The organism is Cupriavidus sp. GW822-FHT03E04 (assembly GCF_058801495.1).
The window spans coordinates 93375-119896 of sequence record NZ_JBXANI010000021.1 but is presented as its reverse complement, the minus strand read 5'-3'; the positions used below and the strand labels follow the sequence as shown (position 1 = coordinate 119896).

Below are 26522 nucleotides of genomic sequence, written 5' to 3'. Positions count from 1 at the left end.
CATATCGACAAAACCTGCCGCATGACCGGCACTTAATGCGGACGTTGCCGCCCCGATGGCATCCCTACGACAGGCAAGCGGTTGCAATAGCAAGCCAGCAAGCCATGCCCGAGTCAAGGGCGAAGCGATCCCCGGCCCTGCCTCGCGAGCGCGGCGACAGGCCGGGAAAGCCACGTCCTATACCCGCCCTAGCGGTCTTGCTGCAACTGGCGGCGCTGCTCCGCGGTCAAGCGCGCTACTTGCCTGACATCGAAGTCCCCGCCAACGCCCACGAACTGCACTGGACTCGTTGCGTCGTAGGGGATGTGGAGCTGCCCGGAACGCGGCGGCACATTGCTCTGCTCGCCTTCAGTGGGCGGCGATTGCTCGCTGCCAAAGCCCAGTACCCGCACCGTGAAGATGGATGGCAGATTCTGACGGGCCGCTGCACGATCGCGCTGCGTTGCGTCCTGCGCCGCCGTCGCCGCCTGCGCCGCGGCCGAGCTCGCATTGGTCAGCGCACCGACGTTCACCGCCGCGATCGTCGGCAGGCCCGTCGCCTTGCCCTGCCCCACGATATTGGCCGCGTTGACGATCTGCAGCGCCGCCAGGTTGATGTTGCCCGAGAACCGGATGCCCGCCTCGCCTGCATCGATGGTGCCCAGCGGGGCGTACAGGTCCACATCGCCGGCCGGCACGTCGGCAATCGGCGCCAGCGTGGCGATACCGGCGCCCGACGATGGCGTCTGCGAAGACAGCTTCACGTTGCCGTAGTCGTCGTACACCCGCTTGGGCGGCGTGTAGACCACCGTCGTCTTGGAGCCCCGCCCCGCATTGATGTCGCCTTCGGCCGACCATGCCAGGATGCTGCCGCCGAAGGTGGTCATGATGCGCGACAGGCCCAGCAACACGCTGCCCTTGGAGTACAGATCGATGTCGCCTGCGCCTTGCGTGACGATGCCAGAGGATGCCGGGGGTACCGTGCCCTGTACGCCCGCGACGATCTGGCCTGCCGGCGCCAGCATCTGGATGTCGCCGCCGAACAGCGTGCGGATGCCTGAGCCGCCGAACATCGTGATATCCCCCGTGCGCGCGATCTTGCCGCCCTGGGCATCGCGCTCGGGGAACAGCGCCGCGATGGCGTTGCGCCCGCGCAAGTAGCTGCCATAGCGCCGGCTGTCGGGATCGTTGTACTCGCGCCCGCCGGCCTTCAGTTCGGCGTAGTAGACCTCACGCAGGAACACGCTTTGCTGCTCGGGTGCGAGTGCATTGAAATAAGCCAGGGCCTCGGCACCAGTGCCAGCATAACCGTATCGCTCCCTGAGCCATGCAGCCAATTCGCCTTCGTAGGTCCTGGCGACCTTGCCCGAGCCGTCCAACGGCGTGGCGGCTGGCAACCGATTGGCGGGGTCGAGGTAGCGTTTGAGCGCCGCATAGTCCGGACCATTGGACCCGACACCGGCCATGGCCACGATGGATGCGCCGGGACGGCTGTCCCCGCTGGCGAGCGGACCGATGCTGGCGATCGAGCCCTTGTCGCCCTGGTAGAAATTGCGGCCTGCCGAGATCTCCAGTGTGCCTGGGCCCGCCACCTGGAAGTTGGCTTGAAGGATGTCGCGTCCTGCCCGTACCAATGACACATCGGTGGCATCGGGGTGGTAGATGAGGTTGCCCGAAGATGCCGCACCATAGTTGCCGTTAGCATAGAAGGGCTTGCCGTCAGTGTAGTGGTCAGGTTGTGCGCCGGCACCCACGATGTCGCGCCCTGCCATGATCCAGACCGGCTTGGCCGCGACATTCCACTGATTGACCGGCTTGTTCGAAACCTGTTTTCCGCTGTTGGTGAAATCCAGCACCTCGCCGGTTCTTAACCCAATGATGTCACCATCGACCGCATAGAAGCGCTGCGGCTCATAGTCACCGGCGTGAAGAATGCCCGTCACCGTATTGGGACCGAAGGCGTAGAGCGGCAAGCCATAGTCAAGGCCGCCGCCATCCACGCTGATGTTCGTGAACAGCGCGCCGCCAACCCCGGTCGGACCCATAAAGGCCGCCTTGAACGGCGTCGGCAGCACGCCCATGCCGGCACCCGACATGTTGATCGGCATGCCCAGTGTCTGGATCGAATTGCGCGCGAGAATTTCCAGTTGCCCGCGCGGCGACGGCGCCAGCGCCAGCGAGGTCACATAGCCGTTTTCGTAGAATTTGGCACCGTAGTAGATACTGCCTTCGGCCGCCGCGGCGCGCAGGATCGATGGATAGTCCCCCCCTTGGCGGTTGTCGTTGATATTCACACCGACAGTGGTGGGCGTGAGGTTGCCGCCGGCGGCAAACAGATCGACCGCCGTGCGATCGGTCCACAGCGTGAACCAGCTGTAGCCGCCGCCCTTGTAAGGTATCGTCACGCCGTTGGACGTGATGCTGTAGGGCGTGGTGTTCTGCTGTGCCGTGCGGCCGGGATCCTCGGCGCTCGACAGCACCAGATCGCCGCGCGAGGTGAAGGACACGGCAGTGTCGCCCGCCAGCACCAGTGGTCCGCCGTTCGAGCGGCCGCCATTGGCCACATTGGGATCGGGCGCGCGTGGATCGGCCGTGTACGAGGGTGCGCTCATGCCATAGCCGAGATCGATGCGCCCGATGGAACCGGCGCTCACTTCGATGGCGCCGCGCACATTGGTCAGCACGCCATTAAGGTTAGCTGCCAGCGTGTTACCGCGTACCAACGTTGATACGCCGTACTTGCTAGGATTGACGTTGGGATCGAGCGGGTTGAGCGCACCGCCGATCCGGATGCTCACGTCCCCGCCGCCGCTCTGAATCAATCGGCCATCGGCGGTAACGCGGCCCGTGCCGCCTGCGGCGACCGTCAAGCCCTGGCTGACCGGTTTGATGTCATCACCCATGCCGTCGATCACGCCGGCATCGCCCCCGGTCCGGATGGCGACATTGCCGCCACCCAGGGCGCCGAAGCCAGTGAAGCCGACCAACCGAGGCTCGCCGCCGGCATAGGAAGGCAGCGGCACGCCGCTGCCATTCAGCGGTAGCACGTAGGTGCCAAAGTTCACCCACCAGGCGGTGGGCAGGCCGGATATCTCGGCACCCTGCCGCCATAGCCAGTTGCCTGTGGCATTGGAAGGCAGAAGGCTATCGGCGTTTGAAGAATTGAACACCGTCAAGCCCGTGAGCTTGCCCTGGGCCGTCAACAGCAGATTGCCCCCGTTTTCCGGGTACCACGCCTGATAAAGGCTGGACGATCCAGCGACAAGGCTTTCGTAGCCACTGCCATCGGGGCCCAGCACGCTGGCGCCGCTGCCGTCTGGCTGCCGCCCGCGCGGCTGGTTGTACGGATTGGAGCCGTCGGCCGCGAGCACCGGCACCGACTGGGTACCCGCCGTATAAACGCCGAACAGCGACTTCATCGAGACATCGCCTCCGGCCAGCAGATCGAGATCGCCAGTACCGGTGCGCACCACACTGATGGCCTTCGCAGTCTTCGTCGGCCCGCTGAAATGCTCATCGTCGAGCACCAGATTGCCCGTCCTCGTTGCCTGCAGCGCACGCGTATCCACCGACGTGACATCGGCGCCGCTCGCTAGGCGCATCGACCACGATTGAGATCCGGCCGGCAGCATTGGCGATACCGCCCAGAGCCGGCCAGGCTCAGGGCGCGGGCCCGACGATGAGATAGTGATCGGACTTGGCGATCCGGCTCCGATGGAGATATAGCTCGTGACGGTGCCGCGCGGTACCGTCATGCCGGGATCGTAATAGTCGTTCTCGGTGATGTCGACGATGACACCGCCGTCGGGCACGACATAATCGATTTCAATCGTCTTGGCTTCCCTGGTCAAGAGAGGCGACGGCAGCGTTTCACCTGGACGGACACGCAGCGAAACGACCCAACCGTAATCATCTGCGGTTTCCGGCGGCGGCGCAAAGCCATCATTGATACTGCCCTTGATGGTGAGGTCACCGCCGGCGCGCAGCGTCAGGACGCCCGGCTCGCCCGAGCCGCGCGTGAACGGATCCGCACCCGGACCATAGCGGTAGCCCGAGAAATCAAGATCGCCATCGACCACCAGGCTGCCATTGGCCATGGCGCTGGCGATCTCCACACCGGGACGCAGATGGTAAGCCGCGCCGTAGGCCCTGAGTCCGGCCAAGCGCCCTTGCAGACCGGCATTGCTCCAGGCGGCGCCGATGAAAGCCCTGCTGTCCGCATCGATGCCGTCCAAGTAGGCCTGCGTAATCACCTGGACCGGACGGCCGTCAGCCGAAGGCGTCCCTGGCGGCGCGTCGATGTAGCGCCGGAAGCCGTTCACCGCGACGCTCTTCGCACCGTCGATGAAGACAGGTCCGGCCGCGTCGACAGCGATGTCGCCATCACTCCCATCAAGGCGCGGTGCATTCAGACTGACCGTACCGCGCGCGACGCCATCCGCCGCACGCACATCGATCGTCGCGCCGGAGGCGATTCGCAGCCAGCCTGGCAAGCCGGTGACAGGGTTCTTGCCGGCCGTAAGATCGACGATCGCCCGGTTGGGCGCATCGATCGGCTGGCCGTAGCTGTCCACGCGCAACTGAGTGCCATGCGCATCGAGCACGGCGTTGGACGTCAGGGTCAGGCCGTCGCGCGCAGCCAGCCGGATCGTGCCCACCTGCGGTCCGCTCGCATCGACCCGGCCGTTGACCGTCAGGCTACCGCCATCGACCGACACATTGATGCTGTTGGCCTTGATCTCATCGCCGACGACGAGGTTGAGCCCCTCCCTCTTCAGCTGGAAGCTGCGGCCACCGAGCACACCGTTACCGTTGAGGCGCTGGTTGAGCCCCGCGAAATCGCCAATAGCCTGGGCCCGCACGTCGATCGTCGCACCCGGATACGGCACCAGCGTGCCGCCGGCGTCATGGGTGCCGCTGGCGGCGCCGAGGATGGCGCCGGCCAGCGTCACATCCCCCGCGGCCGCATCGGTTGCAGCCGCGGACAGCGAGCCGCCACGATTGTTCTTCGCCGAGAGGTCGATCACCGATCCGGATGCCTGGGCGATATTGCCATGCGCGCTGGAGAGGATCAGGTCGCCGCCCCAGCTGTACTTGCGGACGTCGAAGAAGCTGACCTCGCGTCCCGCCAGATCGATGTGCGCGGTGTCCCCCAACCGGATATCGCCGTCGGCCTCGACGGTAAGCTTGCCGCTGGGCAGCGACACCACGCTGTCGAGCGTCACCGTCCGCCCCTTGAGGCCGATCTCCGCACCCAGCACGCCAGTACTCGCCGCGGCAGTACCCGCGGGCGCAGACACCGTCAGGGCACCGCCCGCCGTGTAGCGGTTGATCGACGCGGCAGCGCCGGTCAGCAGCGGCGTGACCAGATTGAGGTTGCCTCCCGCGTAGGAGGCCGCATCGGTGCCGCTCTGGTACACCGCCAGGGTGTTGCGATTGTTGGCGGTAATGCGCTGGCGGGCATTCAGGTTGACCGTAGCGAAGCCCAGCGCCAGCCGGTCCAGCGTGAGCTGCGTATCGGGCTGCGTGAACCTGGGATAGCCAAAGACAATTTCGTCGGCCACGAGGTCTAGCGTGCCGGCACCGGTACTAGGACCGCCGGCTACCACCTTGGGCGGCGGCAGGCTGCCGGGTTGAGACATGGAGTCCCGCGCCTTGCCATCGCTGACGCCGTTCCAGAACAGCGTTCCCGTAGTCAGCGTCGCCTTGTCGCCGACGGCACCCAGGCCATAGATGGCCGGCGTGCTAAGCACCAGTTCGGCAAGGCTCGACCTGCCGGTAGCCGGATCGATGGTGTTGAAGGAGGCGGGTCCGAGAAAGTTGACCGAACCGCCCGCCGACAGAATCAGGGTTTCGAGTTTTGGGATGCCGATCCCCGCATTGCCTCTGAGCAGGCCGTCGAACACCTGCTGGTTGAGGGTCAGGCCGTCGGGCAGCACGTGGGCGGCGGCGGCGGCATCGATTGCTGCCTGCTGTCCGATATTGATGCTGGGGGCCGCCACAGACAAATACCTGGCGCCGTAGCGCGCCTCCGGATCGAGCACCAGCTTGCCGGCCGCACTGACCACAAAGCCCAACGTGCCTTCCGTATACAACTCGGCCTTGCCCACCGTGATGCTAGACGAGGTATCGCTGGCTTGCGACACCAGGTCGACAAAGCCATTCGACAAGATCAGGGCGCCGGTCGCGCGATTGGCAAAATAGCGGTAGCCATCCGCCGTAGGAAAAGGAGTCGCACTCCCTCGTCCAAGGGTACTGATCCGCGCGCCGTCTTCCACGGTCACGCCATCAACGCCCGCAGCCAAGAATATCTCGGGGGCCTCAAGCACAACGCCATTGCGAACGACGATGCCTTTGGCGCCGCCGAACAACGTAATCGTATTTTGAAATTGGACGACGTTGCCAATCATCATGCGATCCGCACCGACGGCGTTGAGGTCGTCTGCCGATAACGAAATGCGATCCGCGGCAGAAGGGGCTCCCGAAGACTTGATTTCAATACTTCCGCTTCCAGTCGTCGCAACGCTTAGCATGCCACCGTAGCCACCCCGGCCCGGAGTATACAGGGCATGGCCCTTGAAACTGAGTGCTGGCCCGGCACCCGGCTGCTCGGCATATGACAGGATCAACGACTTGGCATCCACCGGCAGTATCGGGCGCAATGCTCCCGATCGAGCCGCATCGGCGATCAGGAAGTTGGCATAGCTGGTCTCGTTGTATTGCGAATGGGCTCGCACCGTCTGGCCGGGCGTCACCATCAGCTGCGTCGGCTGCGCATCACGGTAACTGGTATTGGCGATGCCCTGATAGCCCGACACAAGCCAGGAACCGTTGCCGGCGGACATGGTGGCAACGCCCGCTGTCGACAACACCGCTTGCCCGCCGACCTCCACGCGATAAGCGCCGGGTAGCAGCGCATAGCGCGCCGGCATCAGCGTATAGGTGCCCGCCGGCAAGCCTGGTACGCCAGCGGGCACGGTGATCTGCCGCCCGACGCCGGGCGCGGCGCCCGCAGAGGCGTCGATCGGGGCGACGCCCGGCTGTGCCCCCGGCACGATGGCATAGACCTTGTTTCCGGCCGCACTGAACCCATAGCCCGGCCCGGCATTGGCCAGCGGCGTAGTCAGCACGTCGACCGAGCCGCCGCGTCCACTGACGAATCCCGAACCCAGCAATTCGCCACCGCCGGACAGGTCGATCGTAGCGCCTTGCCGCACGTCGAACGCCTTGCCTGCCAGTGTGACGCCGGCGTTGAAATTCAGCGATCCGCTCAGCGCATTGCCGCTGTGCGAATAGGTGATGCCGTCCACGGTACCGCCATAGGGCAGCACCAGACCGTTGGCGCTGACCGAGGTGATACTGCCGGGCAGCAGGTCGATCTTCTCGGTAACCGGCGGTTTGAGCGTACCGCTGCTTGACGTCGTGCCGAGCGTGATCGAACCCAGCGGGGCACGCAGCACGCCACCCTGCTCGATTTCCTTCGCGTAAATAGTAAGGCCGCCGAATACCGACCCGGGTAGGGCCGGCAGCGCGTCACCGGTACGGCCAATACGCACAGCATCCCGGGCCATGATGATCGAGCCCGGAGAGGAGATCGTGCCATTGGCGCTGCTGATCGGATAGATCTGCGCGGCGTTGAGATCCAGCGTGCGGCTGCCGACGAGATTGCCGATCACCCGGATATCGCCCCGGCTGTTCAATGTTGCGCCGTCAAAGCCGGCGTAGTCGAAGGTGCGCGAGCCGCCCAGCAATGGCACGGAGCCCATGGCACCGCCGAGCTGCAGCGCATGGATGTCGATCAGGTCGGCATCGACCAGCAGCTTTGCGCTGCCCACCCGAGTGGAGGGCGTGATGGCGGGCAGATTGCCCTGCGCCTTCGGATAGACCGAGCTCCCGGTGATCGGTTTGCCCGGCGCTTCCCGAAATGCGACGTGCGGCGCGGCAAGCCGAACGGACACCGCGGAGCCGTCCGTGACCAGCGCCGAGTGGTAGAGCTCGATATTGCGGCCAAGCGCCAGATCGACATTGCCATCGAAGCGCACGATGTCGGCATAGGCCGAGAGACTGTCGAAGCCGCCGGACTTGATCTGTTCCGCGCTGATACGCGCGGTGCCAATCTGCAGCGGATGGTCGGAGCCGCTGGCGACGTGGTCCTGCCCGATGACCAGTTCGCGCACGAAGCGCACATCGTCGGGTATCAGCGGAACGGTATCGCTGGACTTATAACGCGCCGTTTCCAGCGTCAGAATCAGCGTGCCGCCCCGGGCGCCTGCGCCGCCGACAGCCGCCTTCATCGTGCCGTCGAGGTATAGGCCATTGAACGAATTGAGCGCGATGGTACCACCGTTGCTGGCCAGCGCGAGCGGGTGGGACTGACTTCCCGGGGTCGATCCGATGGGCAGATCGATCATGGCGCTCGTGCCGCTGGCGTCGAGCACCGCGCCCGGCCGGATCACAATGAAGGCCTCGGCCGCCTGGGCGATGCCGCCCCCATTCTCGCGCCTAGTCGGCGCGCCAATGGTGATGCTGCCGCCATCGGGCGCGATGCCGTAACGCAAGCCCTCGCGGTCCGTTGCCGTCACGGCGCGCGCGGCCACATCCAGCACCGCATGATCACCGATAAGGATCGAGCGCTGTCCCGGCGTCGAACCGGCCGGAGCACTTTCCCCCGCGGCCGTATTTGCCTGGATGACATCGATCGCGCCGCCACCCGCTTGCAGCCTGCCGTCGATCGTGATCTGACCCGGGCTTTCGACCACGATGCGACGGCCGGGGTCAACGGTGATCGACGCACCCGTGCCGATGTTGACGCTGCCTACGCCACCGACCATGGCGGCATTCGACTTGAGCGCAACATCGGCGCCCGCGCGCTGAGTCAGTTTGCCGGCAACGGGGTCTTCCTGATACTGCGGCGGCGTCCAGAGTTCGAAAACGGCGGACGGATCAGCCCCCGTAGCCACACCGGATGCCGCCGCCGACAGTCGATAGACTGGCATCGCTGCATCGATCTTCGTGCCTGCCGTGACGGCAAGGCTTTGATGACCGTCGATTGAGTAGCTGGAAAAGCCTTTCTGAAAGAGAGATGTGTCCAGATACTGAACAGGCTGGACCTTGACCGCCTGCGGCAGTCTCGTCCCCGCCGCGAGTTGCGTTCCAGCGGCAAACGTGGCGTCTTTCGGCGCGATTTTTCCGGCAGCTATCACCACCTGAACAGGCTGAATGGGTATGCCATTCGGAAATATGCTGGCAGGAACAACATAGCTGGCCGGAAACTCACTTGGAGAATAGATCGCGGTGATGACCGAGCCGGCGCCAAATGACGGCTGCGACCAGGGATATACCGGCGTATAGACCCCGTCGACCATCAAACCATAGAAGTTACTGGTCGCGGGCGGTGGAGTCCAGTCCTGTGCCAGCACAACCGGATGGCTTTCGGAGAAATTGGGAGCTCCGCCAACAGCCTCGCCCGGCAGCGAAACGGTCTTGGCGTATTGATAAGTGATCGGCAGGACATCGCCAGCCTTGACGGTGAACGCCTCGGTAGTGACGAGATTAACCACGGCCGCCTCGCCCACCCCGAGCGTGCCGTTGGTCTCAAGCACCGTGCCGCCAATGGCGATGGCTGGCCCGGCGCCGATGGTGAGCGTGCCGCCGCCATTGACGCCATAGCCTCTGATGTCCCCACTCAGCGTCAGCGTGCCCGCCCCGTTGCCCCCGTCATCGGCACTCAGTTTCACATCGCCGCCCTTGCCGCCCTTGATCTTGCCGTTGGCCAGAATCGCCGCACCCGACGACACATCGATCAGGCTGCCCGCGCTGAGCGTTACGTCCTGCGTCGAGCCAAGCGTAACGCTGCCGCCGTCCAGGTAAGCCAGGCGGGACAGATCAGCCGGGCCTTGCTGCGCATTGGTCCACAGTCCCCGCGCATCGATGGTTCTTCCGGCAGCCAGCGTCACGCCCGCGTGGCCGTCCGGCGTCAGCAGTACTTCGGGGCTACTGGCCTGGAAGAGGTTGCCGACGGCCACCTGGCCGCCACGCGCGGTGATATCCGCATTGATGCTGGTGACGGGAGAGGTGATTGAGAGCCGTCCGCCATTGGCGAGGACGAGCGGGGCATCTACCGCGACCTGGCCGCGGGTTGCGAGGTCCAGCCCGCCGAGCTGTTGCCCGTTGAGACGAGCTGCGTCCAGCCACACCGTACTCAATCGTGTCGCTTCCAGCGCATCGGTCACCGCCATATTCGACGTGATGCTGTCGATATTGCCAATCTTCACATCGCTGCTGAATGCATTGGTGCGCCCCAACGCGCCATACTGCCCCAGCGCCAGGCTGCCCGCGCGGGCCACCGCGCTCTGGCTCTGCTTGTAAGCATCCGTCACGCCGGCCGAGGCGGCACGCGTCTGCTGCGCGCCATTGAAGACGGTGGCGACGATGTCGCCTTCGAGCACCGCCGTCGGCGCGCTAACGATCAGCTGGCCCGCATCCCGGCCCACCGTATAGCCGTTCTCCAGCAGCCGCTGCGGCGGCGATCAGCGGTGTGTAGTAATACTCCGTCGTATTCTTGCCCCAGCGCGCATGCTCGCTCTCGAAACCCTTGTACACGCCGGTGAACACGATGTCCGCCGGCGCACTGTTGACGTTGTACAGCCGCCCGTCGCTGCCTTTGAGCCAGGTCTGGTTCAGGTACCCGGTCTGCACGTTCAGGCTTCCGCCAGACAGGTTCACGCTGGAGCCGGCCTGGGTGACGACCTCCTTGCCGCCCAACACGATGGTGCCGCCTTGCGCGGCCCACTCCCCGATGCCGTGGCCCTGGTTGTTCAGATACCCCCCGACTTCCAGCAGGCCGCCCGCCGTGTACCAACGCTCGCCCGCGTATCCCCCGGTGCCGGCAGGCACGTAGGTCAACCTGCGACGGTCGATCCAGACGTTCGCGTTGAGCAGGTTGCCGCTGTCGCGGTTACCCGGCGCATCGCGCTGCTCGTTGCCCTGCACGTTGATCTTGACGTTGTTCGCTTCCATCGCCAGGCTCACACCCACCGCGCCGGAGACATCGAGCTGGGCCCTGTCCGCCACGAAGCTGCGCCTGGCCGCGCTGACCGCGATCTGGCCACCGGTGGCGAGCGTCAGCGAATTACCGTCGAGGAGTACGTCGCCGCCTGAAACGATCTCGATGCGCGACTGGTCGCGCCGATCGGGCAGGCGCGCGAGATTATCGAAGGCGCCGGCGGCCATCTGGGCACGTATCTTGTCCTGATCCGCCGAATCCTTGATCAGCGCATCGCGCTGGCTGTCCAAGGCACGGGCCATGCCGTCGTCCTCGATCAGGATCGCGGTGGTGGCACCCTGGCCCAGCGTGACCTTGCCCTGCTTATCGCTGGCCGAGTTCAGCAGGTGGATCGTGCCGCGCGCGTTCACGGTGGTGCTGGCCACGGCCACGCCGTCTTGCCGCACCTCGCGCCCGGCCAGCGTGATGTCGCCTTCGCGGGCCAGGATCAAGCCGGTGTTGCCCACCTTGCCGGCCGTGCTATCGGCGGCGAACTGCGGTGCGATTTCATTGCCGCGCGTGGTCGAGGCGGTGTTGCCCTCGGTCCCCGCGCCCTTGCGGATGATGAAGCTGTCGCCGGCGGCCAACTGGGTCTGGCCCCGGTGTGTGGTGATCGCGCCGGCGTTGTTCACTTCGCTGCCCAGCAGCATAACGTAGCCACCGCCATCGGTGACGCGCGACGGCTCACGCGCCGAAATCCGCGCCCCCGCCTGCACCTGCACCTTGCCCAGCGCGTCGGTAAAGCTCGGCGTGGTTGCGTTGGGTCCATAGATGCCGTTCTTCTGGAACTGGTCGTTGCTGATATTGGCTGCGGCGGCCACCAGGTTGCGGGTGTCGACCTGGCTGCTGCCGTTGAAGATGATGCCGTTACGGTTGACGACCATCACCGTGCCGTCGCCCTGGATCTGCCCCTGGATCTGGCTGGGCCGCGCCTGCGGGTCGTTGACCCGGTTGAGCACAGCCCAGTCCTTTTGCTGCGCGAAGGCCACCGTGGTGCTTTTGCCGACGTTGAAGGTCTCCCAGCTCAGGATCGCCTTGTCGGCCGTTTGCTGGATGGCCACCGTGGTCCTGCCATCCGCGACGGTCTGCACCGGGGCCTTGGCGTTGAGCCAACTGGCGGTCAGGCTGTTGCTGTCGACCTTGAGGCCGCCGTCGGCGAGACCATCCGGAACCGAAGCCTCATTGAGGGCGGCCAGCCGGGCTGCGGCTTGCGCAGACTGCTGGGCGGCGATGGCCTGCGCCGCCGCGCCGAGGTTGGCGATGGAGCGCTGCAATTGCGCGTTGGCCTGTTCTTGCTGTCCCTGCGGGCCGGTCAACGACGAGGCCAGCGTCCCGTTGGGTAGCCTGCCGGTCTGCGCCGCCGTGCTTTGCGCGGCGCCCTTGGCCGCGAACCAGGCACCGCTGAAAGCCTGCTGCGCATGCACATCGGCGACGAGCCCGCTGGCTACCAGCGCCACGGCGATCGGTGCCATGCGGAACGCCCGTCCCTCTTGCATTCCCGGCGATGGTGCCGTCGTCGCGCCTCTGTGTCCGCCTGTGCTCATGTGAAATTCCTGCCCGAAAGTTTGAGTCGATGCCAATCGCCTGCCCGCCTCGCGTCGGGTAGCTCACGTCCATTGGGGCCATCACATGCCCACCGACTCGCGCCGGCGACAAAACGCCCCCCTGTCTAAGGGACGAACAGCGTCACTCAAAAACCGCAAACTTTTTTCGGATCGGATTTCTTCGGGATCGGTCCCGGCACCCCGCACACAGGCAACGCGCGACACGTTGCCTGGGCACATTGCACAATCAGGCGGAAAGTCTCTGCGTCGTAAAACCGACCTCAGCTCAACACCAGCAGCCCACCCGGCAGGACGCGGGCATTGAGCCCAAACACCTCCTGCAACTGCCACAGCGCCACGTCCAGCGAGGCGATGACGAAACGCCCGCTGACCGGCTTGTTGCGCACGCTGTCGTTCACCAGCAGCACCCGGCCCGGCCGATAGCGATTGATCTCTTCCAGCACGTCGGACAGCCTAGTCTGGTTGAACACGAGCAAGCCATTGCGCCACGCCGACACATCCGCCAGGTTGACATTGCCCACCCCACTGAGCGCCTTAGCGTCATAGATCGTCTGCTGCCCGGCTTTCAGCGTCCGGCTGCCGGTGGGATGCTCCACGCGCACTGACCCTTCGATGCACGTCACGCAAACCCTGCCGTCCAGATTCCTTACCTCGAACTGCCCAGATTCGGCCAGACTGTTCCCGGCACCAGCGGCCACCGCAAAGACGCGCCCCGCACCATTCAGGTCAACGGCAGCCTCGCCATTGATCAGGTCCAGCCCGACCGTTTCCCCACCATTCATCTGACGGCGCACGCTGGTCCGCGTATTGAGCGTGACGCTCACGCTGGCAGCCAGCATGAGCGTACGCTGCTCGCCCGCGCGTGTCTGGTCGTCGGCATCCCATTCCGCCAGCGCTGGCCACAGGCCGAGCGGTGGGTACACCACGGCGACGCCGCCAGCAGCAGCCGCACTCGCGGCCGCACCCAGGAAAGCCCGGCGGCTCCATTGAGGTGCGCCTGGAACGCGTTTGTGCAACACGGCCGCTTCCGGTTTGAGCCGTTGCAGTTCTCGGGCTGGCGCCTCGATCGCGTCCCAGCGGAGCTTGACCGTGCTATAGGCCGCCTGGTGCGCCGGGCTGGCCTGCACCCAGCGACGGAATCTCTGGGCGTCCAAGGCCTTCGCATCGCCCGAGGTCAGCAGGCGCAGCCAGCTCCACGCCTGCGCTTCCAGTTCGGCAAGCGACACAGTGTGGCCTTCCATGTGCGTCGATGTCTTCGTCATGTCATGTCCGACGTCCAGACTTTAGCGGCACCCGTAGCGCAGTCTGCGGGCAGGGTTCCCTATTTCTTCTGTTCTCATAATTGATGACGAATGGCGGTACGTAAAACCCGCATTATTTCTTCCCGACAGTCATGCACGCATCCAGGGATTCGTGAATGCGCTTCAGTTCATATTCCACCGTCCGTAGAGACACACCCAAACGCTGGGCAGCTTCCTTCTGGGTGACGCCCTCTGAATGCACCAGCAACGCCAACGCCCGGCGACGCTCCGGCATGCGATCCAGCAGCCTCATCAGCGCATCCAGGTCGGAGCGAGCCTCGGCGACTTCCGCAGGGTTGGGAGCCGGGTCGGCCATCTCTTCCAACAGCCCGTCAACCTCGTCGCCCGACAACGAACGGCTCTGCCTGCGCTGGACGTCCACCGCTGCGTTGACCGCCATGCGCAGCAGGTAGGCGCCCGGATTCTGGATCGGACCGTAGTTCTCCTTTCCCTTCAGACGCAACCAGGTGTCATGTAGCGCATCGCCGGCCGCGTCGTCATTGCCAAGCAGCCTGGTCAGGCGTGCCTTGAGATTACCGTAGCTCTTGCCCAGATAGTCCAGCAGCATGAGTTGTGAGTCTTCGGACATGGTCAGAACTCGCTAATATCCTGGCCGCATTGCGGCCCGGCTGCCGGATCGGTCGGTCGAATCACCATAGTCAGGGGCTGATGCGCGATTGCCGGCGGCGCAGACCGCTCGATATGCACACGTCGCAAGGTATCCAGCAATGCGGAATCACGGCGAGCGTCGCCGCTAGAGCCAAGCAGGCGCGCCCCCTGGATGCTGCCGTCCGCGTCCAAATGGAAGCGCAACAACGCGCTGTAACTGCCCGGCGCGGTTCGCGTATTGGAACACAAAGCCTGCCAGATGCGCGCCTGCGCCAGTCCAGCGTAGCCCTGCGCGCTGAACAGGGCAGCCATGCCGCCCCGTTGCCCGCCGGCCTTTTCGTCCGCCTTCTTAAGCACGAAGGTCTGGCCCAGGCCCGAATTGCGCTTGTCGGCAACCAGCCCCGTGCCATCCAGCAGAAGGCGCATCGATGCTTCGGCAGAATAGCGGCCCCGCACTGCCGACGACATGCGCCCCTCAACAATATCGCTGGGAAAGAGAGCCGGGTGCCCGGTGACATCGGCATATCGGTTCAGCGCTGCATCGAGGGGCTGCACCGGAATATCGAAATCGAAGAGCTTTGTGCTCTCCCCGGCGACAGGCACCGTAGGCCGTGTACCCGACGACACGGTCGACTGCGCGCGCGCCGATTCCATCGCGGTCAGAGCGCCCAAACCGATCAGGCATCCCGCCAGCGCAAGCACACTGACCGATGCCGGGTTGCCTGTCATCTTCTATTGCGCGATCGCTTGAACTTCAGGTGATTTCTACAGCATAAATCGTCGGAATAAGTTGGAGAATACGCATACGAAGTGACAAGTTCGTGACGTGCGATCAGCCATGCGTGAGTCCCGCGCTCCTGGTACGGCCCTCGCAAGCTCTGGCCCCCACCTGCCCTTTGTCCGACCCAAGACATTGAATAGCGCAGCGCTTGCAGGATTGGCCCCAATCGCACCCGGCGGCCACGTACGGCCTTCCTATGCCGGCTCACGTATGCCTGGCAGGCACACTCCATTGCATAGCCCGGGGCATCGGGTGCCATCACCAAAGCTCCTCAATCGGATCTGCTCGCCCGTTTACGATGGCTGGCGGAATTTGAAGTCCCATTCCGGATCCCTGGGCCGCCACTTCGTACGCCTGAGACTCACGCGCAGCATGAAATACGGCGCGCTCAAGAGGAGGCACGTGATCCTTTGGGACGACCAGCATTGTCAAGTCCATTCCCGCTAGAGCTTGGAGGACATAGGCAAGGTGACCGCCATTTCAGTTCTCACGCTTCGACAGCGCTCCCGCAAACACCCAACATGTTCTGGCGGTGAATCGCTTGGTAGATCTTCCGCGGCGCGAGCCACGTGCACCCAGTCAAATACGGGAGGCCTTGGGTCCTCTCAGTACCATCTTCCAGCGCCCGGGGCCGCGCGCCGCACCTTGTCGGCTCCTCCAATGGAGGAAGGCGCCGACGCGAGAGACATCGTCCGTCGGCCCAAGATAGATACTCGACTGAATAGGGAGGAGGCAAGTCTCGTTCCTTCTCGTGCATCGAAGCGTGGGCGCATCGGATCGCGAATTGGCCACCTGTGCACCGGCTCGCTTCGTCAAGATTGCGGTCGTCCGTAATCCTCCAAATATGGATTCTTATCTGAGATAAGTCACCAGATATGGGTGGTTATGCCTGGTTACTCTGAAAACAAAATAGCCGATTGGATTTGGGAGTTGCGTCAGATTGGCTCTGTCCTTTTCGCAATGACAGCATCGCGATCGACGCGACCCTCGCACCTTCGGCTCGGGCCACATCGGTGCCTTCTGACTGGAACCAAAGGCCAACTACACCTCCGCCACCCGCATGCGAAAGTTGAAACTGCTCGACATGCTGTGCAGCAAGTTGGTGGCCATCAGTGTGCGACACAGCGACCCTGCCGAGAATCTGGAGCGCCATGGAGAATGGTCACAAGACGATCCCCCGCCGATCTTTCATCCCGGAAGACGCAGATGCCCAGCTGCAGGCCCATCGGCAGCCGCACGCCGGCGACAATCTCGCAACGCTCCGCAGCACGGCCATCGTCGGCTTCCTTTTCGGCACTGGCGTCACGGTAGCAGAGGGCCTAGCTGCTGCGCAGGTGACCGACCTGCAGCCCGTGGCCGCGCCGCCCGATCTGCGTGATCCTGCGCATGGCACGCGTGTCACCCGCATACGCATCTGGACTCGTTCGACGTGCCCATCCTTTCGGCATGGCTCGAATGCCGTGTCTCCCGCCCTTCTCCGTGAATCTGGTGTTCTCGCTGACCAGTGGCACGCCGATCACGGAGGCCAGCCTCGGCAGAATCGTGTGCGCAGCGCTTAAGGCTAATGAGTCCGAAGCGGCCTACATGCCTCGCGGATCCTGCGTAGTCCATTCAGCCGGTAGCCGGCTGCATGCGGGACGCTCGAGCAAGGATGTCAGCAAACCGCTGGGCTTGGTGAGTTTAAGGACCTGCGACCGAATCGCTGCCATGATCGAATAGCCGCCAGCGCGTGATCGAACCTGCAGAAGTGTTGGAAATGCGACAGTGGGTCACAGCTTGCAAGGACTTTGCTATCCTTCACGCTGCGCCAATGCCGTCGGCATGCTGGCGCCTCACTTAACAGACAACGAGCACCCATCCATATGGCAACCAAAGCAAAACCTGTCGCGAAGAGCGCCACGCCTGTGGCCAAGAAGGTAGCACCGGCCAAGAAAACCGCCGCCGCAGCGGCCGCCGCGCCAGTCGCCAAGCCACTGGCGGAGAAATTCAACAAATCCAGCCTGCTTGCCCACCTGGTCGCAAAGACCGAGCTGGATGCCAAGACCGTGAAGACCGTATTGACTCATCTGGAGAACACGGTCCTGAGCGCCGTGCACAAGAAGGGCGCGGGCGAGTTCACCCTCCCCGGCCTGCTCAAGGTCGTGGCCACCCAGGTCCCGGCGACTAAAAAGCGCTTCGGCAAGAACCCGTTCACCGGCGAAGATCAGTGGTTCGCAGCCAAGCCGGCAACCGTCAAGGTAAAGGTTCGCCCGCTGAAGAAGCTCAAGGACGCCGCGCTTTAAGCTACACGTAGCGCCGCCGGATGCCTTGGCATGGTCCCTCGGCGGCGCTGAACGAATCCACGCCGACCCATCGCCGCGAGCCGCTTTCCCGCAACTCCGACTGCCGTATCGCCGCGGAAGCCGCCATCATTGGAGCGTCGCAGTAGCGGCAGGAAGCAAACATGCACGAACTGCGTAACGAGTGCCGTTTCCCATCAGCGGATCTTCCGATCGAGCCTATCTGGACTATTGGCAGAATGCCACCGACATGCTGTGGATCGTCACCGCCACGGCAATGCGCCTGGTCTCGTTCGATAATGTCGCTCGTCCAGACTTGGTTCGGTGCCGTTGCCGCGAAGTTGCGCTCCGGCAGGTTCGGCGCTACCGGCAGATTGTGATTCGAGTTCGTCGTCGCGATGTACTTGCGCTTGTGCTTCGCACGGATGCTATGCTGCGCCATCAGCTTGCGAACACGCTCCGTGCCTACGCGCACACGGCGGCGAGTTCCATCCACACGCGCGGCCAGCCGTATTCGCCGTTGACCTGCGCGTAAATCGCCTTGATGTGTGCAAACAGAGCATCGTTGCTAATACAAGCTCTGGGCGCCTTGTCGCCGCCGCTGCACTGCCGATATCCACTCGGGCTGATTTCCAGCGCTTCACACAGGACTGCGACTGGCCAGTGGTGTCGGTTCCGGTCAATGACCGCGCACTTCAAATCGACTCCTTCGCCAAGTCGCTTTTTTAAAATATCGCGCTCCATCTTCAAGCGAGCCACCTCCACACTCAACCTCGCCAGTTCCATCTGTTCTGGACAGACCGGCTTCGACCCAGCCCCGACCAGTTTGCCTTCCCGGTCCGCTTTGACCCAGTTGTGAAGGGTCCGCTGTACCACACAGCGTCGCCGACACCGTCGCTTGGCTTTGACCCCTCTTCACCAATCGCACCGCTTCCAGTTTGAATTCGAGCGTGTACTGCGCCCGATTTTTTAACCGTCATCGCTTCTCCCCTTGTTCGAGTTTACACACTCAGCAAGGGATTCGTTTCACGGGGGCAAGCGCAGGTTGACTCCGGAAAGACCTAGCCCAGTACACACTTCAAAGCACTCCCTTCTACGCATCACATCTGAGTTACGAGCACTTCGCGGTCGGGCCGACAGGAAGCAGCGGCGTGGAGCTCACGGAAGCCAATTGCACTTCGCCTGCGCAATGCTTCGATGCTCAGAGATTGAGACCCGACGCCACAAGTGGCCGCTATGATGTTTGGCCGCTCGCCCCCGCTATCTCACTCTCTGCCTCTGTGGCACCGACAAATAACACAGCAACAAGCGCCAGAACAAAGAACGCAACGGCATAGTGCGCGGGCGCCAGTTGGCTGCCGGTCTGTTGATGAATGTACATAACGACGAAAATTGAAAAACCTCCAAACACCGTCGCGGCGATATTATAGGCGATCGATAGGCCCGTTGCCCGGACCTTGACCGGAAAAAGCTCCGACAAGTACGTCGGACACGGCGCGTACGCTGCCGCAATCAACACAGCAAACCAGCATTCGACAAACAGCAATGCCGTAACGCTTGGATGTGCAATGACATAACTGTAGGCTGGATAGATAGTGGCCGAGAACGCCAACAGCGAAGTGATGAGAACCGCCCTACGCCCTACCCTGTCGGACATGATGCCAAACACCGGAATCAACGCCATCCGGAGTGCGACAGCCACGAGAAGCACTACGAATGCATCGCCTTCCTTCATTCCAAGCGACTGCTTAGCATAGAGAGGAAGGTATGTCACGATCACGTAGGACATCACATTGATGGCAGCACTTACAGCGGTGCCGGCAATCAGCTGCGGGGAGTACGAACGCCACAACACGCTGAATCCCACCGACTCACGCTTTGCGGCGGAGAATTCAGTTGGCTCGTCCAGATGGCGGCGAATGTAGAGTCCCACAGGCCCTATGAGCAACCCAAGCAGGAACGGAAGTCGCCACGCCCAGTTGTCAATCTCCGTCTGGGTATAGACCTCAAACAGCAGCGCGCCAACGAGCGTGGAGAGCAGCGCGCCGGATGCTTGCGCGAACATTTGCCAGCTTCCATAGAAGCCTTTCCGGTTAGCTGGGGCGAACTCGATAAGGTAAGACGTGGCGCTCCCGAACTCACCGCCTGCCGAAAAGCCTTGCAACAACCTGGCACAGGCGATAAGTACCGTGGCCCAGATTCCAACCTGGGGATACGTTGGCGCAAAGGCAATCATCGCCGTCGAAATGAACATCAGCAGGATAACCAGCGTCATCGCGGGCTTGCGACCCACCTTGTCGGCATAGACGCCTAATACGACGGCCCCCAGGGGCCGCGCAATGAAGCCGATGCCAATGCTCAGGGTACCCAGAAGAAGCGCCGCCTTTGGTTCACTCTCCGGGAAGAATAGGCGACTCAGCGTGGCCGCGAGAAATCCGTAAACGATAAAGTCGTACCACTCAAGGGCATTACCAATAGTCGCCGCCAGAATGAGCTTCCATGGCTTGACCTCCACCTTTGCTCTACCTTCCATACTTCTCATTTCTTCAGCTCATGAATGTTTCGTTAGGGACCAGCTGCCCCGCGCGCGCGTTTCCAGCACGCTGTGAATTGGAATACGTCGATGATATTGACCATCGCGTGGCTTCCCTTCCGGGGCACCGAAATTGCGTTGTGGCGCCACACAAGTTTGTTACGCCGGTCCTCATATTCATACCGCATGAAAGAAATCGCGATTACCTTAGGCAATCGTGCTCGAGCGACGGCTGGCCGACCCCTCACTTTGCATGGAAACTTAACCAGGTGGATGCTTCGCGGACCGGTGTGTACGCCGTCACCTCTGCCCCCGGCTTGACAACGACGTTGTCGAATTGCTAACCGCCATGTTCGTGTCCCGTCGGTTGGAAATTGGAAGTATCCCCTAGTGTTGGTGTGTTGCCACACGCAATTCGAATGCGAATTCCTATCTTGAGACACGTGGCACCCGTGGCGCTCAGCTCCCTCCAGGCGCGATTCACCGACCCGCTTTCGGCGCCTCATCATGTAGCGCAGCACGAACCGCGCGCTTCTCTCGTGTCAAAGATTTCATAGAATTCCGCTACCGACGCAGATTACTTCTTACTATAATTATTTTTCACGTATAGATTGCTTATAACATCGTGACTACGGTCTAATCTATATGCGCACTAAATTAATGCCAAGCAGCATGCTTTGCGAGCGCCATGCACGAGCCGGGTGCATTTTTTGAGTGGCGCGGCTTACCGTCGCTGCAACGACAGATCGATTTGATTGAGGATTGCAATCGCGATTACCATCGACGCATGGTGATGCCTTCTAGCCCAACACACACTAACGCCGCAGTCTGAATCCTCTATTGACTACGGAGTAACGGTGATTATGGCTATAAAGCGCATTTCAAGTATCTCAGCGGTGGCAGCCCTTTGTCTGCTGAGCTTCTCGGTCGCAGCCGAAGAAAAGCTTCCCCCAGTCGTTCGCCTCGTCGTTGGATATCCTCCAGGTGGAAGCGTTGACTACGTTGCACGCTCTATCGCAGAGCCTCTGCAGAAGCTGCTCAAGACAACAGTGATAGTCGAGAACAGACCTGGCGCGGGCGGCCGAATTGGAGCCGCGTACCTCAAGGCAGCGCCAAACGACGGAAGCGTAATTCTTGTCGCGCCCAACGCGTTGACGACACTGCAATCGCTCATTTACGCTGACTCCCTGACCTACAGGGTGAGCGAGGATTTCACACCCGTCTCCCGGCTTATTTCCTACCCGTTCACCATCGCCGTCCCGGGGAGCTCGGCAGTCAAGAGCTTGGCAGACCTCAGGACTTGGATGAAGGACCATCCGAACGAGGCGACCTATGGCAGCTCCGGTGCTGGCGGCTTCGGTCACTTCTCTGGCCTTGTACTCGGCAAGGCGATGGGCATAGCGTGGGTCCATGTCGCATACAAAGGAGGGGCGCCGCTAGTCAATGACCTTGCTGGCGGACACGTTGCCGCAGGCATCGACACCATCGTCGACCAGATTCCTCATCATCGGGGTGGAAAGATTCGCATTCTGGCGACGCTGACAAGCACCCGATATGGGCTGGCCTCCGATATTCCGTCGCTTGGCGAACAAGGCGTTAAGGGCGTCAATCTCGAAGGCTGGACCGGACTGTATGTCTCCTCAAAAGTGCCGTCGAGCATTGTCGACCAAATCGACCGTGCCGCGGGCAAGGTGATGGCTGACCCTGCACTTGTCGAGAAACTTAACTCCCAGATGATTCAGGCCGCGTACCAGTCCAGTTCGGCGTTCCGCAAGACCCAAGCCGACGACCTCGCGCAATGGGCTCCCGTGCTGAGGGCCTCCGGCTTCAAGCCGGAATGAGCTGACCTCACTACCTCAACACCTCCTACTACAAAGACATCAATAGACACGAGCCATGAAGCGAAATATATGTAATGCTGCCCTCATTCTTGCGTCCCAACTCGCCTTGATTCCTGCTGCCGCCTTCGCTCAGTCGAACGTCACGCTCTATGGCATCGTGGACCAGAGCGTCAGGTACACGACGAACGCCAATGCAGCTAACAACGGCAAACTGGAGCTGACCAACGGTGCAATCACGAACAGCCGCTGGGGTCTTCGCGGAACTGAAGACCTAGGGGGCGGCCTGAAGGCCCTGTTTCAGCTCGAAAACGGCTTCGACCCTGACACAGGCACGGCAAACCAAAACGGCAGTCTGTTTGGACGCAAGGCTTTTGTCGGCCTTTCAAGTTCCGTTGGAACGCTTAAGCTGGGTCGGCAGAATACCGAAGGGTTCAACTTCTTCGTTGAGTATGACCCACTGACCATCGGCAACTACAACCTGAATTCCTGGCCGTTTTTCCTCACCCGTATCCGTAGCAACAACGTTGCCAGTTATGACGCGAAGTTTGGCGCGCTAGGGGTGGGCGCGAGCTACGGCTTTGGCGAGACGCCCGGGAGCCTGACTTCCAATCAATATTGGGGCGGTCGTACCACCTATGACTTTGGCTCGGTCGGCGTTGGCGCTCTCTACCAGGAATTCCGGGATTCCAGCGGCAATCGTCAGCAGATGTGGAGCCTCGGCACCAAGTACTCCGTCGGCAGTGCGAAGCTCTTCCTGGGGTACATCGGAGGAAAGGACCGCACAGGAGCGATTGACAACAACTACATGAACGCATCCTCACGCAATATCGTTGTGTCAACGAGTGCCGCTGTCGCCAACCCGCGAGAAGACCGCATTGGGTACGCTGGTGTTACTTACAGGGCCACCCCAGCGTTGGCGCTAACAGGGGCGTTCTACTTCGATAGCATTGGGAACAAGAACGGTATCGCCGACAACAGCGGTAAGCGCTATACGGCTGTCGCACTGTTGGAGTACTCTCTGTCGAAGCGAACCCAGATTTATGGGACCGTTGACTTCAACAAGGTATCTGGTGGCGCTACGACCGAACTTCCCGGAAAAAGCAATCAGCTCGGCATCGCTGGGGGCGTGCGTCATATCTTCTAAATGCCCGCCACAGGCCTCGCCGACACTGCGCTGGACGTAGGCGCTTAGTTAGACTTACGGGTTTCGGCTCGAATGGTGCTGCCCTTGAGACCGCGTACCTCATACACGGAGACGCGGTCTCTTTTCATCTGCGAAGCATCAGCGGCTCCCTGACTACCAGATGGTCCTAGACTTGGCGGCAACAGTTTTCGGCGACCCTCTTTGTGGCCTCTGGCGAGGGCAGCAAGATGAAGCGTTATACGTCGCTGAGTGTCACTGCATAACAAAACGGCCCCACACATGCTAACGCGCGGGGCCAAGGTAGCTACCGGTGCCGTCCTGAAACCTAGTGTGCGCCGTGTAAAGAACGGTATGACAGGCACTCCTCTATGCCGAAACGGCCATTCTCGCGCCCCGCACCAGATTCACCCCAACCGCCGAAGGGGGTCGCCAGATTCTGGGCGGCCCCATTGATGATTACCTGACCAGTCTTCAAGTTCCGCGCAAAGGAAGTCGCTGTCTCTGGGCTACCCGCCCAGACTGCGCCAGACAAGCCGTACTTCGTGCCATTGGCCAGCGCGATTGCCTCTGCCTCAGACTTGTACCGGAGAATCACCAGCACTGGACCGAAGACCTCTTCCTGAGCGATTTCCATATCAGGCTGAACATCCGACAGAATCGTGATGGGGCAAAACCAGCCTCTCTCCTTCCCCTCCGGCCGTCCTGGCCCACCTGTCAACAAGCGCGCCCCTTGCGACAACGCAGCCTCAACCATTGTGGTCACGCGTTCGTGTTGGCGAGCATTTGCAACTGGTCCAAGGCGTGTTGCAGGGTCGAGTGGGTCTCCCAATGGCCACGTGGCAACCAGGCTTGTCAATTTGGCCTCCACTTCGGAAAGCAGCGATTCCGGCACCAACAGGCGCGATTGGCTCACGCATGCCTGACCGGAATTGACGGAACTCATGCGCAATACAACGGGGAGCGCCGTGTCCAAATCCGCATCAGGCAGGACGACGGCGGCGGACTTGCCGCCAAGTTCTAGCGTGGTGCGCTTGAGTTGCTTAGCAGCGGCCGTCATGATTTTCTTGCCGACCGCGGTACTTCCCGTGAAGCTAACCTGTTGGATGGCGGGGTGGGAAACAAGTTGTTCTCCAAGCTCTGGACCGCCCCACACCATGTTGACAACACCCGAGGGGAGCCCCGATTCGTGTACTGCTTCCATGAACAGTTGCGCGGCGCCTGGGGCTAGTTCGCTGGGCTTGAGCACAACGGAACAGCCGGCCGCGATTGCCGGCACCACTTTGGCAACGATTTGGTGGAGAGGGAAATTCCAAGGTGTAATTGCAGCGATGACACCTACAGGGACCCTCTCGACCAAGCCATTACCAATTTTCTCCGTCCACTTCAGCTCGAAGAGGCCCTCCCTGGCAAATTGAATCCCCTTGAGCGCCATTGGTACTTGCATCAACGCGCCCAGCCAGACCGGGCAACCGATTTCCCTAGCGAGACTGTCAGCAATCCTAGTCGCTCGCTGTGCTAGCCCCTCTTCGAGGTTCACCAAGACGCGGTGCCGCTCTTCAATCGAGGAGCAACTCCACGCTCCGAAACCGGCCATCGCACTCGCAATTGCCGCTTCCAAATCCTCGTCGGAGCACGTCTTGACAACGGACTCCTGCGTCTCGGTAGTGGGGTTATAGACAGGGAATTGCGTTGGCCCGGTGCAATACTGGAATTCTCCTCGCGAATAGAACCTGTCGTACAGCATCAGAAGGCCCCATCAAGCGGGTTCGCCGGCGCCGCCTGGCCCGCCATTCCGGCCATCGGCTGCAGGCGCAACAGGTGCCAAGGGCTCGGTACTTCACCAATCTTCACTTCAACGACGACAGGACCGCTACCTTGCGCCGATTCTTTGATGGCGGCGCCGAGCCCCTCAGGAGAATCGACTTGGACGGATGGAATGCCAAATGCCTTCGCGAGAAGCTGGAAATCAGGGTTGCACAAATCCACGGCAACCTCCGCACCGAATTCGCGCTTCTGGATGGCACGCACGTTGCCGTAGTGGCCATCGTTGAAGATGACCAGCGTAATCGGGAGGTTATAGCGGCGAGCTGTAGCAAGCTCCTGCATGTTCCAGCCGAAGCCGCCGTCGCCGGTGATAGAAAGCACACGCTTGCCTTGGCCGCCGACCGCCGCACCGAGACCAACGGGGAAGCCGTAGCCCAACGTCCCCTGATAGCCGGGTCCGATATAAGTTCGCGGACTGTAGACCGGAAACGCGATTCGGGAAAGATAGCCGACTTGAGTCAGCTCGTTCACGAAGATTCCGTCCTCAGGCAATGCATCGCGCATTGCCTTGACGTACGCAGCCTGAGGTTGAATCTTGTCGATTTGGCTCTGGGCCCATTCTTTGACGGCGAGACACTGGGCCTCCGACAGAGCCGAACGCTTCGCCAGCCGGTCCTTCAGGTGCTGGAGTGTCTCGGCAGCATCTGCGACGATGGCCACATCTGGAGTGCGAGGCGGCGTCATGTCCGCCGCGTCAATATTGATGTGGATGAACTTCGTCGCGCCTTTTGGCCAAGAGGCGGCCGGCACCAGCACGTCGGCAAAGCGGCTGCCGATGACAACGACCACGTCGGCATGCTGGAAAACAGCGCGGCCAGCAAGGGAGTTCATCGCCAGCGTATGATGGTCCGACAGTGCCCCGCGGCCGTTGTCGCTCATTACGACGGGGGCCCCAATCTTTTCTGCCACTTCCTTCAGCTTTTCCGTGGCGTTGGAAGTAAAGATTCCACCACCAACGTAGAGGACGGGCAGTCGCGCATTGTTAATCATTTCCGCAGCCAGGTCGACCAATTCCTCTTGCGGCAACGGCGCACGCTCGGGCACAGCCCGCAGCGAGACTTCGCCGGCACACTCAACCTTCGCCTGCAGATAGTTATGCGGAACCTCGATACCCACAGGCCGCGGTCGTCCCGAGTTCACCTGTTGATAAGCTGCATCCAGTGCTCCGCTAATGGATTCCGGGGAATCCACAAACGTGTGCCACTTCGTCAGCCCCTTGACGAACCCTGTCTGGTCTTTGATTTCGTGCAGAAGGCCGTAACCCTTGCCGACGCCACTCGAGTGAATTTGCGGCGTAATGAAGACGACTTTGGAATTGGAGGCATAGGCTGTTGCCAGGCCTGCACCCGCATTCAGCGCACCGGGGCCGGGGACGACCATCGCGGTACCTACCTTGCCCGTGGCACGGTAGTAACCGTCCGCCATATAGGTCGTGGTTTGCTCATGACGCGGTATGAAGAGGTTCATCTCGTTCTTGCGCTTGCGCAGCGCTTCTACCGCCCAGTCGAGCTGGATGCCAGGAATGAAGAAGAGGTCTTTGACCTCGTTCCTGATTAGGCCTTCGGCGAGAAGCTCACCACCGGTGCTTACTTGTTGCATGTCGATTTTCTCCACTGAAATGG

General features: G+C 62.1%; 11 protein-coding genes and 1 pseudogene. 3 read left to right on the top strand and 9 right to left on the bottom strand.

Annotated elements, in window-relative coordinates; all coding sequences use genetic code 11:
* Positions 1-188: 188 nt before the first annotated feature.
* The 5 genes from AC1RQC_RS28080 to AC1RQC_RS28060 form a co-directional block, all read right to left on the bottom strand.
* Entirely contained in the window at positions 189-9554 is a 9366-nt protein-coding gene (locus AC1RQC_RS28080) for a filamentous hemagglutinin family protein (protein ID WP_492885218.1), read from the bottom strand.
* A gap of 886 nt (positions 9555-10440) precedes the next feature.
* Positions 10441-12495 (bottom strand): two-partner secretion domain-containing protein, encoded by a 2055-nt coding sequence (locus tag AC1RQC_RS28075; RefSeq protein ID WP_492885216.1) that lies wholly within the window; start codon positions 12493-12495, stop codon positions 10441-10443.
* 353 nt (positions 12496-12848) lie between these two features.
* Positions 12849-13850, bottom strand: coding sequence for a FecR family protein (locus AC1RQC_RS28070; RefSeq protein ID WP_492809372.1), 1002 nt, complete (start codon positions 13848-13850; stop codon positions 12849-12851).
* A 112-nt stretch (positions 13851-13962) separates the two neighbouring features.
* Entirely contained in the window at positions 13963-14478 is a 516-nt protein-coding gene (locus AC1RQC_RS28065; RefSeq protein WP_492809371.1) for an RNA polymerase sigma factor, read from the bottom strand.
* A gap of 2 nt (positions 14479-14480) precedes the next feature.
* On the bottom strand, positions 14481-15227 hold the full coding sequence (locus AC1RQC_RS28060; protein WP_492885214.1) for a TonB family protein: 747 nt from the start codon (positions 15225-15227) through the stop codon (positions 14481-14483).
* Between the two features lie 1914 nt (positions 15228-17141).
* Between AC1RQC_RS28060 and AC1RQC_RS28055 the strand changes: the two genes are divergently transcribed.
* On the top strand, positions 17142-17561 hold the full coding sequence (locus AC1RQC_RS28055; RefSeq protein ID WP_492809369.1) for an HU family DNA-binding protein: 420 nt from the start codon (positions 17142-17144) through the stop codon (positions 17559-17561).
* A gap of 295 nt (positions 17562-17856) precedes the next feature.
* Here AC1RQC_RS28055 and AC1RQC_RS28050 read toward each other — a convergent pair.
* Both AC1RQC_RS28050 and AC1RQC_RS28045 read right to left on the bottom strand, forming a co-directional pair.
* Positions 17857-18495 (bottom strand): annotated as a pseudogene (locus tag AC1RQC_RS28050) (IS3 family transposase); the annotation flags it as partial.
* Positions 18496-18792: 297 nt separating this feature from the next.
* Positions 18793-20091 (bottom strand): MFS transporter, encoded by a 1299-nt coding sequence (locus tag AC1RQC_RS28045; protein WP_492809368.1) that lies wholly within the window; start codon positions 20089-20091, stop codon positions 18793-18795.
* Between the two features lie 863 nt (positions 20092-20954).
* Here AC1RQC_RS28045 and AC1RQC_RS28040 point away from each other — a divergent pair.
* Both AC1RQC_RS28040 and AC1RQC_RS28035 read left to right on the top strand, forming a co-directional pair.
* Positions 20955-21932, top strand: a complete 978-nt coding sequence (locus tag AC1RQC_RS28040) for a Bug family tripartite tricarboxylate transporter substrate binding protein (protein WP_492809367.1) — start codon at positions 20955-20957, stop codon at positions 21930-21932.
* 67 nt (positions 21933-21999) lie between these two features.
* A complete protein-coding gene (locus AC1RQC_RS28035; protein ID WP_492809525.1) occupies positions 22000-23076 on the top strand; it encodes a porin in 1077 nt (358 codons plus the stop codon).
* A 325-nt stretch (positions 23077-23401) separates the two neighbouring features.
* Here AC1RQC_RS28035 and AC1RQC_RS28030 read toward each other — a convergent pair whose 3' ends face one another.
* Together AC1RQC_RS28030 and AC1RQC_RS28025 are read right to left on the bottom strand one after the other, a co-directional pair.
* Positions 23402-24820 (bottom strand): aldehyde dehydrogenase family protein, encoded by a 1419-nt coding sequence (locus AC1RQC_RS28030; protein WP_492809366.1) that lies wholly within the window; start codon positions 24818-24820, stop codon positions 23402-23404.
* Complete coding sequence (locus AC1RQC_RS28025; RefSeq protein WP_492809365.1) at positions 24820-26499, bottom strand: thiamine pyrophosphate-dependent enzyme; 1680 nt, start codon at positions 26497-26499, stop codon at positions 24820-24822. Before AC1RQC_RS28025 ends, AC1RQC_RS28030 begins: the two co-directional genes overlap by 1 nt.
* Between the last annotated feature and the right edge of the window lie 23 nt (positions 26500-26522).